The organism is Schaalia sp. JY-X169, from assembly GCF_014069575.1.
Taxonomy (GTDB): Bacteria; Actinomycetota; Actinomycetes; order Actinomycetales; family Actinomycetaceae; genus Scrofimicrobium.
The window spans coordinates 847,774-861,758 of record NZ_CP059675.1 but is presented as its reverse complement, the minus strand read 5'-3'; the positions used below and the strand labels follow the sequence as shown (position 1 = coordinate 861,758).

Sequence of the window (13,985 nt, the reverse complement as noted above, 5' to 3'; positions counted from 1 at the left end):
TCGTTTGCTAGGTGGGGCTAGCGCTCTGGCGCCGTCTACGAGGACGATCCGCGTTCAGCCAGCTTTGTGAGCAGGTCGCGGGTCTGTCGAGCACGCTCATCGTCGTCACAGATGAGCAGAATCGTGTCGTCCCCCGCTATTGTGCCGAGGACGCCTGGGAGCCGTGAGGTGTCAACGGCAGAACCAAGAAGGTTTGCCGCGCCCGAAGGAGTGCGCAAAACAAGCAGGTTTTGGGCCTCCTGGGCGCTGACCAAAAGGTCTTGACACCAGCGCGCCAAGCGAGCATTCCCCTCCAAAGTTGAACCCGTATGAACCCCGTTGACATCCGGAACGGAGTAAACGGACGCGCCGCTGCTCGTCTTGACTTTAACGGCCTGCAGTTCAGCAAGATCGCGTGACAGGGTTGCCTGGGCCGTTTCAAAGCCACGCTCAGAAAGCAGCTCCCGCAATTGCCCCTGCGATGTAACGGGCCCCGCAGAAACCAGTTCGAGGATGGCATCGTGACGCGCAGTCTTCGTGTCCAATCCGGTCTCCGCCACGGCACCCTCCGCCCCTAGTAGCACATCACCAACTGGATAATCATACGGTGGAGTGAATAAGTTGCAGTACCGTATCCAGGAATGAGACGGTGAGACTCAACACGTAGGCACCCCGTCAACGCGAAACCCGCCTTGCGGCTGCGCTACTGGGCGCAGGGAACCGAAAGGCGGGTTTGTGGGCGTCACACCAGTTTCATCCGGTGCGGACTGTTGCCTTCAACCTCTTCTCAACATCGCCAATAATCCTGGTGCGCACGTCGTTGACATCCTTGGGTTGCAGAGTGCGGTCCGCCGCCCTGAGTGTGAGTGAATATGCAAGGGACCGGGAACCTTGTGGAATCTGCTCACCTCGGTAAATGTCGAACAGGGTGAGTGACTCTAAGAGTGGACCCGCTCCGCGCCTGATCACTGCGGCAACGTCAGCCTCCGTGATGTAGTCACGAACGATGACAGCCAAGTCTTCCTTGACAGGTGGATATGTTGAGACTGGCTTGACCTGGAGGAACCCAGGTTTCGTCAAGGCAGCGATCGCCTCAAGGTCTATCTCCATCGCTGCGCTCCGTGCCGGTAGACCATATTCTTCAGCCACCTTGGGGTGCAGCTCGCCAGCGCGACCAACGACCTTGTAACCCTTACCTGCCCTGACAAACAGCGTCGCACAGCGTGCGGGATGGAAGGGAGCTGCCTCTTCGGGCTGCGCGACTGTCGCGGGTAGTGGTGCGCCACGCAGTGTCTCAGTCCCCTCGGGCAACCAGGTGCGGCTCGCTTCAACTTTGAGACCAGCGGTTGCGCCAACCTGCCGTGCCAAGTCGATCGCATCTGCCCAGCCCCAGTTCAGTTGCGGCTGAGCGCCTTCTTCCAGCTGCGTCCCAGACTGAGGCGCGAACATGCCGCCAACTATCGCGGCGGCATGCCACGGTTGTGAGGGAACCCCCTTCAGGAGTGCAGCCAGTTCCTCTTCGGAAGGCCGACGGTCAACGCCGAGGATCGGAGAAGGAACCGTGCCCGCAGGTAGTGTCACCTGTCCCATCTCGAATAACGCGAGGGGTGTGACTCCACGCGACGCATTGCGTTCCGCAATCTCAAGCATGCTGTCCAGCAGAGAGGTGCGCAGGAGCGGTGCGTCGTCAGCCAACGGGTTCCGCAAGCGGACTGCCTGACGTCTTGTGTCGTCGGCAGGCAGCAACTGGCGATCGTGGGCGTTCCCGACGAACGGGTATGACTTCACCTCGGCGAGGCCGGCATTGGCGAGGGCGTCAGCCGCGTTGCGTCGGACGGTCTGTGCTTCCGAAAGGCCCTGTGACCCCGGCCCCATCGCCACGCGAGTGGGGATCTTGTCGTACCCGTCGAGTCGAGCGATTTCTTCCACAAGGTGGGCTGGCCCAACAAGGTCGGGACGCCACGATGGTGGGACGACGAGGAACTGCGTGCCTGCGGCTCCCTTGTTGGCTGTGGCAGAGTCGGCTGCACCCTCATTTGCTTCGGTGGTGTGGACCGAGCACCCGATCGCCTCGAGGTAGTGGACAATCTGTTCTTCCGTGTAGGCAACCCCTGTGAGGCGCTCCGGTTCTGATGCTGCCATTGGGATTGCCTGGGGGGTGTGCACGGTGTTGAGGTCGAAGCCGGCCTCGTCAATTGTCCCTCCCCCGTATTCGGCCAGCAGTTCCGCCACCCGCGCCGCTGCAACCGGGGCGAGCCTGGGGTCTACCCCACGTTCAAACCGCTTGGACGATTCAGTGAAGAGGCGGTGGCGCCTAGATGTGCGGGCAATCGACACGCTGTCGAAATGGGCGGCCTCAATCACCACATCGGTAGTGTCGGCGCGCACTTCGGAATCCAGGCCACCCATGACCCCGGCGAGGCCGACAATGCGGCTTCCTGGTCCAGAGGGGGAATCTGTGATGACAATGTCGGTGCTATCCAGTTCCCGCTGCGTGCCATCCAGAGTCATGAATGGCTCACCCGCCCTGGCGCGGCGGACGACGAAAGGGGCTTGGACTGCGCGGAGGTCGTAGGCATGCAGGGGTTGTCCCAGATCGAGCATCACGTAGTTTGTGACGTCAACCGCGAGTCCAAGGGAACGCATGCCGGCCTGCTCAAGCCGCTTTCGCATCCAGTCCGGTGTCGGCGCGGATGAGTCAATCCCGCGCACAATTCTGGTTACAAACCGGTCGGCGCTAACACGCCCTTCGAGGATGGATTCTTCAGCCACCTGGACTTCAAACGCCCCTTCGCTTGACTGTGGCAACTGGCCATCTATCGCAGATTCCAGGCCACGGTCCGTGAACTTGGCGCCGGTGGAATGAGCGTATTCGCGCGCCAATCCACGCACAGCAAAGCAGTATCCCCGGTCTGGTGTTACGTTGACTTCCAGAACTTCTTCGCCGAGGTCGAGGAGGGGAATCATGTCCGTCCCCGCAGCGGGCAAATCTGCTGCTGAGAAGCGCTTGTCAAGGACGATGATGCCGTCGTGATCGTTACCTAGCCCGAGCTCGCGTTCAGAGCAGATCATGCCGTCCGAGACGTGGCCGTATGTCTTGCGTGATGCGATTGGGAAGGGCCCCGGCAAGATGGCGCCGGGAAGCGCAACGACGACCGTGTCCCCCACTGAGAAGTTGTGGGCCCCGCAGATGATGCCGCGGCTGGGCAAATCCGACTTTTCAACGCCAGTCCCGGGCGCGTCGTTGTACTGCGCAACATCGACACGGCAGTAGTTAATGTCTTTGCCGTTGGACTGCCTGGAAGTGTCGATGGAGAGGACTTTTCCTGCCACCAGAGGTCCCATTACGGCAGCCGGGAGGATTTCTTCCTCTTCTATTCCTACCTTTACCAGGGCCTCCGCAAGTTGGTCTGTCGTGGAGTCCTGGGGAACTTCAACGTGGTCACGCAGCCAAGAAAGAGAGATGTAAGGCATGTTATTGTCCCTTTCCGAACAGTCCGAACTGGCGCGAGAACCTCAAATCGCCCTCGACAATGTCATGCATGTCCGAGATTCCGTGTTGCAGCATCAGTGTGCGTTCCAAGCCCATCCCGAAGGCGAAACCCGAGTATTCGTCGGGGTCCAGGCCTGCGGCGACGAGGACGTTGGGGTTGACCATGCCGCATCCGCCCCACTCAATCCACCCTGGTCCACCCTTCTTCTGCGGGAACCAGAAGTCCATCTCAGCACTGGGTTCGGTGAAGGGAAAGAAGGAGGGACGGAGCCGTGTCTTTGCGCCCTCGCCAAACATGGCGCGAGCAAAATGGTCCAGCGTTCCCTTCAGATCGGCCATAGTCAGGTTCTTGTCAATCGCGAGCCCCTCCACCTGGTGGAATACCGGCGTGTGGGTAGCGTCCAGCGCATCACTGCGGAAGACCTTACCGGGGACTGCTGTGTAAAGAGGCACCCCATGTTCGAGCAGTGCGCGTGACTGAACCGGGGAAGTATGGGTGCGCATCACCAGCGCCCCATCGCCCTCGTCCGCCCCACCGACGGTGGTCCCGTCAATGTAGAAGGTGTCCTGCATCTGGCGGGCTGGGTGATCGGCATCAAAATTCAGTGCATCAAAGTTGAACCACTCATGTTCAACTTCCGGACCCTCACCAATCTGCCAACCCATGGAGAGGAAGAAGTCTTCAATTTGGCAAATCAGAAGCTCCAGCGGATGACGCGCACCAGTGGGGGTGCGACGGGTGGGAACGGTAACGTCGACGCCTTCGGAGCGAAGGACTTCCGCCTGGGCCTGCGCATCAACAGTTTCCTTACGGGCGTCGAATGCGGCAGTGAGCTCTTTGCGTGCCGCACCTAGGTTTTGCCCCGCCAACGCACGTTCACCAGCATCAATCTTGCCGATCATCCGGTTGGCAAGAACGAGGGCGGATTTGTCACCAAACACTTCGATCTTGACATCCCGCAGATCGCCCGGAGAACCGGCTGCGTCAATGAGCGCACGTGCAGAATCCACCCACGCTGAAATGGCTTCGCCATCGCGTGGGTCTAGTTGCGTGGCATTGAGAGCGTCGCCTGTGATCGGCATGAACGTCCCTTCATTCGTAAATCCGTAAAGAACCGGCGACACGACGTCGCCCAACTGTTCCCTTTTTCTTCGTCACTACTCTAACTGTCCCTTCCGACATCAACCGACAGAGCCCCAATCTTGAGAGAGCGAAGCGCAGCACACTGGAAATGTCGGAGGTGCGTGACAAGATAGTTGTGGAGGTGGAAGACATGACATCAACTGACCAACCACGCAGGGTTCGCTTGCACCACTTGCAACAGGCGAAAGAGGATCGCCGCCCCCTGACCATGCTCACCGCGTACGACGCTCTCATCGCCCCCATACTTGAAGCGGCCGGTGTCGATATGCTTCTGGTCGGTGACTCCCTGGGGAACGTGACGCTCGGGTTCGACTCAACACTCAAAGTCACCGTGGACGACATGGAACGTGCGGTGGGCGCGGTAGCCCGATCGACATCACGACCACTGATCGTTGCGGACCTTCCGTTCGGCAGCTATGAAACGGGACCGCAAGCAGCTTTTCAGACGGCGGCCCGGTTGATGAGGGCGGGTGCCCATGCGGTCAAGCTCGAAGGTGGCACGGAACGCGTGCCCGCCATAGAAATGCTGGTTGCGGGCGGAATCCCGGTCATGGGCCATATCGGGTATACACCTCAGTCTGAGCATGCACTCGGCGGTCCGCGACTTCAGGGACGCGGATCGGAAGGGGAACGGCTGTGGGCGGATGCCCTGGCGCTGCAGGATGCCGGCGCTTTTGGAATCGTCCTCGAAATGGTTCCAGCTCAACTAGCTAAAGAGATTACGAAGGCACTGAAGGTTCCAACCATCGGCATCGGTGCGGGTCCCAGGTGTGACGGGCAGGTCCTGGTTTGGTCGGACATGGCTGGAATGACCGAATGGACACCATCCTTCGTACGTCGCTTCGGTGAACTGGGAGCGCAACTGCAGCGCGCTGCAGCGGAGTATGTTGGTGCTGTTAGGCAGGGCTCGTTTCCGGGGCCTGACAACTACCGCGTTGAGTAGATAGATACGCACGTTGTAGGCGGTTTTTTGATTGTGGAGTGAAGCTCAGACCTGTTTCGTTTGGGCTGCAGAGAGGAAGTCGATGATGGTTGAAGCAACCGGAGCAATGCGAGCACCGCTGGGGACGCTTACCCCGGGGGTGGTCTCACCGATGCTGCCCGTGCCAACATCCATCGACCGGCCTGAGTACATGTTTCACGATGGGCCCGAAGTTGTGACAACCTCGGACGTGAAATCGCCAGAAACGATTCTCAAGATCCGCGAGGCGGGACGGATCGCGGCCCAAGCACTGGAACTTGCGGGATCCCTAGTTCAGCCCGGTGTGACCACCGATGCGATTGACCGGGCAGTACACAGTTTCATCATTGAGGCTGGCGCATATCCGTCATGTCTGGGATACATGGGCTTCCCAAAAGCGTGCTGCACGTCAATCAATGAGGTGATTTGCCACGGCATCCCCGATGATCGCCCTCTGGAGGAAGGCGACATCGTCAACATCGACATCACCGCTTACAAGGATGGCGTTCACGGCGACACCTGCGGCATGTTTGGTGTCGGCGCCATCGATGATGAGAGCGCACTGCTGATGGAACGGACGTACATGGCAATGATGCGCGGAATAAAGGCCGTCAAGCCGGGCCGCCCATTCAACGTCATCGGAAGAGTCATCACCGCGTATGCGAAGCGCTTCGGCTACGGCGTGGTACGTGATTACACGGGACACGGTGTTGGGGAAGCCTTCCACTCCGGCCTCATCGTCCCCCATTATGACGCGGCCCCTCTCTATGCGGACCTGATGGAGGAAGGCATGGTGTTCACAATCGAACCAATGCTCACACTTGGAACTGTTGAGTGGGACCAATGGGATGACGGTTGGACGGTTCTGACGAAGGATAAAGGCCGCACGGCCCAGTATGAACACACTATTGTTGTTACTGAAGATGGGGCGGAAATACTGACGCTCCCATAGCCGGTTTGCTAGGGGCACCCGATGGTGGGTTGCCAGAAGGGCTTTGACATGACACGTGTTGGCGTGGGAATTGACATTGGTGGATCAGGAGTCAAAGGCGCTCTTGTAGATCTCGACAAGGGAGAGTTCATCGGGGAACGAGTTCGCTATGACACCCCGGAAAGCTCAACGCCTTTGGCTGTAGCCAAGATCTGCAAGACCATTATTGATGAGCTGGGAGCCGCCCCGGAAGTCCCCATCGGCATTACAGTTCCCGCACCCGTCCTCCACGGTGTCATTCCGTTCATCGCTAACCTTGACCAGAGTTGGACCGGAATCAATGCTGATGAACTCTTCCAGGAGGTGACAGGTCACCAAGTCACGGTACTAAATGACGCAGATGCGGCAGGCGTCGCCGAATACTACTTTGGTGCCGCAAAAGGCGTGGCCGGGACCGTAATCGTCACGACGCTGGGCACTGGAATTGGCTCCGCCCTGCTCTATAACGGAATCCTGGTTCCCAACACTGAGCTGGGTCACGTTGAATTGGATGGTCGGGATGCGGAATCACATGCCGCAGCCAGTCAACGCGTCAAGCAAGATCTCTCCTGGGAAGAATGGATCTCACGTTTGCAGCGGTATTACAGCCACATCGAGATGCTCTTTTCCCCCGACCTGATGGTTGTCGGTGGCGGCGTCTCCAAGAAGCACGACAGGTTCCTGCCCAAGCTGGACTTGAAGTGCCCGATCGTTCCGGCTGCTCTGCGCAACACTGCCGGCATCGTTGGCGCGGCAGTCTATGCCGACGAGCAGGCCAAGAACAATGTCCCAACGGCCCCCGGAGTCTGAGAGACATGCAGAAGATAATCCTCGACTGCGATCCCGGGCACGATGATGCCATCGCTCTGATGCTCGCACACGGCAGCCCTGATATTGAACTGGTTGCCGTCACAACTGTGGGTGGCAATGCGGTCCTTGAGAAGACAACCCGCAACGCCCTCGGCATCATGACCATGGCAGGAATTACGGATGTACCCGTTGCCGCTGGATGTGTGCGCCCACTGATCGGGGAAGGTGAAGACGCGGACGTTCATGGCGTTTCCGGTCTGGATGGTGTTGACCTACCAGAACCGGCCATGGAGCTTGACCCACGCCATGGCGTCGACCTGATCATCGACACCATCATGGAGGCGGAACCAAAGACCATCTCCCTGGTCCCAACCGGTCCCCTCACCAACATTGCGATGGCAATCCGTAAAGAGCCACGAATCATTGACCGTGTCAAAGAGGTCGTCCTCATGGGCGGCGGCATGCACGTCGGCAACTGGTCGGCGGTCGCAGAGTTCAATATCAAGATTGATCCCGAAGCTGCTCACATTGTTTTTGATGCGCCGTGGGAGGTCACCATGATCGGTCTCGATGTTACCCACTTGGCGCTTGCCACAGATGAGGTAGCCGCAAAAATCGAGGCGCTTGACACCCCTCTTGGCCAGTTTGTGTTGGACTTGTTCGCTTTTTTCCGCCAGGCATATCACGACGAGCAGGGTTTCGACTTCCCGCCCGTTCATGACCCAGTTGCGGTCGCCAGAATCATCGATCCATCGATTGTCGGAACGGTGAGAGCACCAATCTCTGTGGAGATTCGTGGCGAGCACACGCAGGGCATGACGGTGACGGAACTGCGACCAGCGCATATTCCACCTGACTGCCATACCCAGGCGGCCGTATCTTTGGACGCCGACCGTTTCTGGGACCTGGTTGTTGACGCAATCGATCGCTTGGGCCAGGAACAGTCCTCCTCAACCCAAGTGAACTAGCACCGGCACTTCCTTGACCCCAGTGCTGTGTCGCCCTCATCGCCGCAACGATGTAGAGTTTGCATCGGTGAGTTGGCTAGGCGGCCGCGGGAGCTTCACGCAAGTGAAACTAACGAGGAACGTCCGGGCACCTCAGAGCAGGGTGGTGGCTAACAGCCACCCGGGGTAACCCGCGGGAAAGTGCCACAGAAAACAGACCGCCACGCCCTCGTCTCTTGGCGAGGACGCGGTAAGGGTGAAACGGTGCGGTAAGAGCGCACCAGCAGCCAAGGTGACTTGGCTGGCTAGGTAAACCCCACCCGGTGCAAGGTCAAGCAGAAGGCTGGAGCTGCTCGCTCCCCACCTTCGGGTAGACCGCTTGAGGCTTACGGCAACGTAAGCCCTAGATGAATGGTCGCCAGCGTTGTGCTTCGGCGCAGCGCCTACAGAACCCGGCGTATCGGCCAACTCACCACCACAAGCCCCTTCTTCGCAGACGGGGCTGTAGCCCCTTCGATGAAGAGCCGCATTGCGGAGCTGGTTACGCCATGCGGAGCCCGATAGGCCCAGCGCAGCCAGGGATTACACCGTTACGCAAGCCTAACCGGCTCCGTATGGCTCAAGTAGCTCCCTTATGACACGGGGTAGAGCACCGTTTCTGCAGGTTCCAGCTGGGGGCGAAACCCGCTGAGCCCGGGTTCGGGCCCGGGAGCAGTCCGCTAGACGCGCACCACCAAATACCCCGAGTCCTCCGCCTCCCACAGCTCATCCTTCGGGGCACGGGTCAGGGCCGCAAGTTCAGCATGGTTCAACTCAAGGGGGGCATTTACAAGCCGCCCCTCCTCAAACCGCAACACCACCAGGACCCCCAAACGACCTCTGAGATGGTCGTACTCATCCAAGACCGCCGCCGGAAGCTGTGCGCGCAGAGCCGTTGCCGTCTCTTCCGCCGCGGCCAACTCCGCCGCAGGTTCCGCAATATCCGCAGCCAACTGCTCGCGCGTCCTCGCCTCATCCTCAGCGAGTGCACTCACTGCTGCCTCAGTCTTTGCAAGAAACGCTTCATGCTTCTCGTAGTCCTCCTGTAGTTCGAGGACCTCCATCTCAAGCTGTTGCCGGCGGTCATGGATCTTCTTGATCTCATGCTCGACGGCACTCATATCGCGAATCCCTACCTTGCCGGAATCAAGACGTTGCTGCTGGACTACGCGGCGCTGTTCAACCTTCGCCACCTCAGCCTCAACATCAGCAATCTTGCGCTGCCGGTCACCAAGGTTTGCTGACTGAGCAATAACGGAACGGTGCAAATCCCCCGCACGCCCCGTCAGTTCCCGCAACTTCTCGTGGAGCGGGTTTGACTGAATGCGATGACCCAACCTCGAGATCTGCAAGTCAGTTTCCTGCAGTTCCAGCAGTGTCAATTGGTCCGCATGGGTTACTTTCACGCTGGTGCCCCTTCGTTAGGCATTGTGACGAGGTCCTGTGTCGAACCTGTCGTTGCAAGATGTTCGAACCATGGTTCAGTACAGATTTGGGAGACCACAACTTCCAGTTGCTCCCCCTCGGCTGCCGCCCGATCTACAAGTTGACGTGCGAGGACGGGAAGCCACGGCCATTCCGTAGCCCAGTGAGATCCACAGATCAGTGCAGGCCCACCCTCTTCCAAGTGTTCAGAGGCCGGATGGTGACGCAGGTCAGCCGTGACATACGCATCCGCCCCCAAATCACCTGCTAACGCGAGGAATGAATCCCCTGAGCCTCCCGAAACCGCCACGGAAGTCACCAGGCGGTCGGGATCCCCGCCCACCAGGATGCCATTTGGGCCAGCGGGCAGCGCGCTCGCAACCACGTCCGCAAAGTCCCCGAGGCGCATGGGTGACGGGAGCCTACCAATGCGGCCCAAACCAACCGTCGGGTCATCGGCCACTGGAACCATCGGGACGGTTTCAACAATTCCAACCAGGTCAGCAAGTGCTTGAGCAACACCACCGCGCGCCACATCGGCATTCGTGTGTGCATTAAGCAGAGCAATGTTGGACCTGATCAGGCCCGCGATCAAGCGCCCCTTCGCATCGTCCTCGGACACAAAAGAGGTTCCGCGCAAGTAGAGGGGATGGTGGGTAATGACCATTTGTGCCCCAAGCGCACGGGCCTGCTCCCCAACCGCTTCGACCGGATCAACAGCAAGTAACACTCGGGTAACCGGCGTGGTTCGCGATCCACTAATCAGCCCGACACGATCCCACGCCTCTGCAGTTGCTGGTGGATACCATTCCTGCATCCACCCGGCTACTGTGCCGACCTCTAGCATTTCGTCACGCTTCCACCCCTATACGCACACGTCAGACGGTTTGCCGATCAACGCCATTTGGCCCACCCGGCAGGTCTCTTTGCCTCAGCCTACCGAAGTGCACGCTCCACAACGGCACCTAGGGCGTCAAAACCATCGTACGACAGCACCGACTCAAGATGTCCCTGAACACTAACAACATGGTTTCCGACGAGGGCGTTGACGATCCCCGTCGTCGAATCCGCCTCAACAGTGAGGTTGAGGTCGGGAGTCATGCTCCCGTCCTCGGCAACCGCAGCAAACGTGTTGTAGAAGCCAATCAACCCTTCACTTCCAAGGATGCTGACCCGCAGAGGTAGACCTTGGCGCGACTCAGGAAGCACCTCGATGGGGAGCCCCGCCAACGTTGCGAGGATCTGGTGAGAAAGACACACGGCAACGGTTGGCAGGCCCGCCTCAACGCGGGCACGAAGAAGTTCCCTGACACGCACGACGCGGGGGTCGTGAAGGTCCGTCGGGTCCCCGGGGCCGGGGCCAAACACCACCAGATCGACATCCTCGAAGCCCGTCACGTCCTTCCAAGAGGCGATGTCGGCATCAAGCCCGAGGTGACGCAGCTGGTGGGCAAGCATTTGGTTGAAGTCATCACCGCAGTCCACAAGCAAAGCAGACCCGGAAAGCTCCCCGCGCGGTGTTTGCGCATCCCGCCAGAATGGGGCCAAGTCACGGTTGCGATCGGCGAGGGCGGCCTGAACCTCAGGTAGATTCACCATGTGAGCCGTCGGAGATGCAGACGGAGCCTGGATACCAGACTGCGCCGCTGTATGCCCCGCCCTCGGCAAAAGCCCCAACGCGGTGAGCATTCCGCTCGCTTTCGCACGCGTCTCATGTGCTTCGCTCAGCGGATCGGAGTGGCGAACCAACGTGGCTCCAGCCGAAACCGTGATGTCACCGTCCTCGTCGATGAACGCTGTCCGCAACAGTATTGGCGCATCCAAACGGTACCCTGCAGGCGTTGATTCAAACAGCGCGAGGACACCTGAGTAGTACCCGCGTGCGCTGGTCTCATGACGAGCAATGACCCGGCACGCACTTTCCATTGGTGATCCAATCACCGTGGGCGCAAACATGGTGGACCTGAGGATATCGCGTGGGTCGAGGTCGGACCTGCCCTCTAGTAAGTACTCGGTGTGCGTCACCCGGGTCATGGGCTTCAGGTAGGGGCCCCGCATGACACCACCGCCCGGGCAGACGGCCGACATCATCTTCAGTTCCTCGTCGACAACCATCACCAGTTCTTCGGATTCCTTACGGTTCGCAAGAAATTCCAGAAGGGCCTCCACCGTTGGGGCGTCAGGCTGGTGGCGGTATGTGCCGGAGATTGGGTTCATGAGGACGGTGCCGTCCTCGGCGGAAACATGGCGTTCCGGGGAAGCCCCCGCACATGCGACGCCTCCCCCAACCCAAGCAAACGTCCAGTACGAGCCGGCTTCAAAACTGAGAAGTGCGTGCAACCATGCCAACACAGCTTCGCGCGTTGGCGCATCGGTGTGGGCACGGTAGTCACGGCGAATGACGAAGTTTGCTCCTTCACCGCGGCCGATTTCGTCAGAAATGATCCGTCCGACCTCGTCCGCATACTCTTCGTCTGAAACGGCGAAACCGATATCCTCAGTCTTCGGTGGCGAAGGTGGCAGTGCGTCTAGGAGCGGCTGAAGAGGGACTTCCCAACGTGATGTGACCTGTAGGTAAAGCAGCTGCTCCTCTCCCGCAAGCGCTTCCCAACCCCTCTCACGAATCTGGTGGAAGGGAATGAGGGCGAGGACGTCGGGGCCGTCCAACGGTATCTCAGCAAGCAGGGCAACGCTGCCCACCGTCCCTGTCAACACGACGGCGACGTCGTCATCTTGCCGACGGACAATCGCCACAGGTTTGTCCGAGGCCGGATCCAGCAGCTCCGCGACGGCATCAGGAAGGACAGTCATGTCCTTCTCAAAGTTGGTGGTCGCTTCCATTGGGGCGTCCTTCCTTCCGGGTTGAACATTGTCCCCCGGGTTCGCCGCCCTCAGATTGCATAGCCTGCCTCTTTTGGGCGGCCGTCAATGATTGGCGACCGTTTAGGTCAGCCACCAGTCACTGCTCTGCATCTTCATCACTGAATGACTTTAGACCAGTGACACGCCTGACGGACGGGTGTCTCAGAAACCGGGTGCTCACCGAGGTTCTCACTGCATCTTGAACCCGCGCGGTATCAGGCCATTTTTTGGCACATCGTCACGGACGAGGACGATCTTTCCCGCAGTATGTCCAAGTTCGATGCGGCGGTGGGCTTCCCGGAGATTCGCAATGTTCACGCCGTGGAATACCTGTGTCATGGTGGGACGAATTTTGCGTGCCTCAACCAGGTCGGCGACGGCATCCAACACCCTGTGCTGGTTGGTGATGTCGAGGGCGCCATGCACGGCGCGTGCAAAGACGTTCTCCCAATGCCATGTCAACGCCTTGGGTTTCAGGACTTGGAAGTCGTCCTCGGGCGCAGAGTCAATCGCCACAATCTGCCCGAAAGGGTTCATAACACGCGCCAGGAGCGGGAGTATTCCGGCGGAATGGGTGGAAAACACGTAGTCGACACCCGCGGGAGCTGCGCGGCGGATCTCTTCCTCCAGGTTTTCAGATGAGTGATTCACGCTGACATGTGCGCCAAGTTCCCTCACCCAACGCTTCGTCTCCGGGCGCGAAGCAGACGCAATGATTCGCACGTCCGTGAGGGCGTGAGCCAACTGAATCACCATGGAGCCCACGCCGCCTCCACCACCCAAAACAAGGAGCGTGCCAACCGAATCCGAGGTGAGTCGCAGTTTGTCGAAGAGGCCCTCCCATGCCGTCAGGGCAGTAAGTGGAAGGGCTGCAGCCTCGGCAAACGAGACATTCTTCGGCTTGTGGCCAACGATCCGTTCGTCCACTACCTGTTGGTTCGTGTTAGCTCCGGATCTGTCTACTTGGCCCGCATAGTAGACGGGGTCTCCGACCTCGAACAGACGTGTCGTGGGCCCCACAGACGTCACAACTCCCGCGGCGTCAAAACCGAGTACACCACTTTCGGGCCCAACTGTCGCACCGCGGCGAATCCGGCAGTCAATGGGGTTCACGGATACAGCCCTGACCTCAACCAGCAGGTCACGACCTCGCGGTGGCGGTAGCACAGGGCCTTCCTGAGCTGTGAAGACTCCGGCGGCGTGGGCGCTACCAGTCTTCACCATGGCAATCGATGAACGCATTTCTCTTGTCATGGGCCCTCTCTTCCACAGCGTCGTGTTCTTGGCGATATCCACAGTAGCTTTTCTGCATTGAGCGCGGTGGGACCCTCACCGGGAAAACTAAGACTATGCCG

The 13,985-nt window shown here is 59.5% G+C and carries 11 protein-coding genes and 1 other RNA gene; 5 read left to right on the top strand and 7 right to left on the bottom strand.

Annotation, left to right across the window (positions count from 1 at the left end; translation table 11 throughout):
* Positions 1-35: 35 nt before the first annotated feature.
* From argR to pheS, 3 genes are all read right to left on the bottom strand, one after another.
* Positions 36-539: an arginine repressor gene (gene argR, locus H2O65_RS03785; protein ID WP_182142324.1), complete on the bottom strand. Its 504-nt coding sequence runs from the start codon at positions 537-539 to the stop codon at positions 36-38.
* Positions 540-732: 193 nt separating this feature from the next.
* Positions 733-3,453, bottom strand: coding sequence for a phenylalanine--tRNA ligase subunit beta (pheT, locus tag H2O65_RS03780; RefSeq protein WP_182142322.1), 2,721 nt, complete (start codon positions 3,451-3,453; stop codon positions 733-735).
* 1 nt (position 3,454) lies between these two features.
* Complete coding sequence (gene pheS, locus H2O65_RS03775; RefSeq protein WP_182142645.1) at positions 3,455-4,555, bottom strand: phenylalanine--tRNA ligase subunit alpha; 1,101 nt, start codon at positions 4,553-4,555, stop codon at positions 3,455-3,457.
* Positions 4,556-4,746: 191 nt separating this feature from the next.
* Here pheS and panB point away from each other — a divergent pair, with 191 nt between their 5' ends.
* From panB to rnpB, 5 genes are all read left to right on the top strand, one after another.
* Positions 4,747-5,559: a 3-methyl-2-oxobutanoate hydroxymethyltransferase gene (panB, locus tag H2O65_RS03770; RefSeq protein ID WP_182142644.1), complete on the top strand. Its 813-nt coding sequence runs from the start codon at positions 4,747-4,749 to the stop codon at positions 5,557-5,559.
* Between the two features lie 85 nt (positions 5,560-5,644).
* Positions 5,645-6,529 carry a type I methionyl aminopeptidase gene (gene map / locus H2O65_RS03765; RefSeq protein WP_259349604.1) on the top strand — a complete coding sequence of 295 codons (885 nt, stop codon included), beginning with the start codon at positions 5,645-5,647 and terminating at the stop codon, positions 6,527-6,529.
* Positions 6,530-6,577: 48 nt separating this feature from the next.
* Positions 6,578-7,357 (top strand): polyphosphate--glucose phosphotransferase, encoded by a 780-nt coding sequence (ppgK, locus tag H2O65_RS03760; RefSeq protein ID WP_182142320.1) that lies wholly within the window; start codon positions 6,578-6,580, stop codon positions 7,355-7,357.
* A 5-nt stretch (positions 7,358-7,362) separates the two neighbouring features.
* Positions 7,363-8,325 (top strand): nucleoside hydrolase, encoded by a 963-nt coding sequence (locus H2O65_RS03755; protein ID WP_182142318.1) that lies wholly within the window; start codon positions 7,363-7,365, stop codon positions 8,323-8,325.
* A gap of 68 nt (positions 8,326-8,393) precedes the next feature.
* An RNA gene (gene rnpB, locus H2O65_RS03750) (RNase P RNA component class A) lies at positions 8,394-8,780 on the top strand.
* Between the two features lie 243 nt (positions 8,781-9,023).
* Here the strand turns inward: rnpB and H2O65_RS03745 are convergent.
* The 4 genes from H2O65_RS03745 to H2O65_RS03730 form a co-directional block, all read right to left on the bottom strand.
* Positions 9,024-9,749, bottom strand: coding sequence for a zinc ribbon domain-containing protein (locus H2O65_RS03745; protein WP_182142316.1), 726 nt, complete (start codon positions 9,747-9,749; stop codon positions 9,024-9,026).
* Positions 9,746-10,615, bottom strand: a complete 870-nt coding sequence (locus H2O65_RS03740) for a Nif3-like dinuclear metal center hexameric protein (protein WP_182142314.1) — start codon at positions 10,613-10,615, stop codon at positions 9,746-9,748. The genes H2O65_RS03745 and H2O65_RS03740 overlap by 4 nt, the downstream gene beginning before the upstream one ends.
* A gap of 89 nt (positions 10,616-10,704) precedes the next feature.
* Positions 10,705-12,609 (bottom strand): chorismate-binding protein, encoded by a 1,905-nt coding sequence (locus H2O65_RS03735; protein WP_220458784.1) that lies wholly within the window; start codon positions 12,607-12,609, stop codon positions 10,705-10,707.
* A 210-nt stretch (positions 12,610-12,819) separates the two neighbouring features.
* Positions 12,820-13,884 carry a zinc-binding alcohol dehydrogenase family protein gene (locus H2O65_RS03730; RefSeq protein ID WP_182142306.1) on the bottom strand — a complete coding sequence of 355 codons (1,065 nt, stop codon included), beginning with the start codon at positions 13,882-13,884 and terminating at the stop codon, positions 12,820-12,822.
* Positions 13,885-13,985 lie beyond the last annotated feature (101 nt).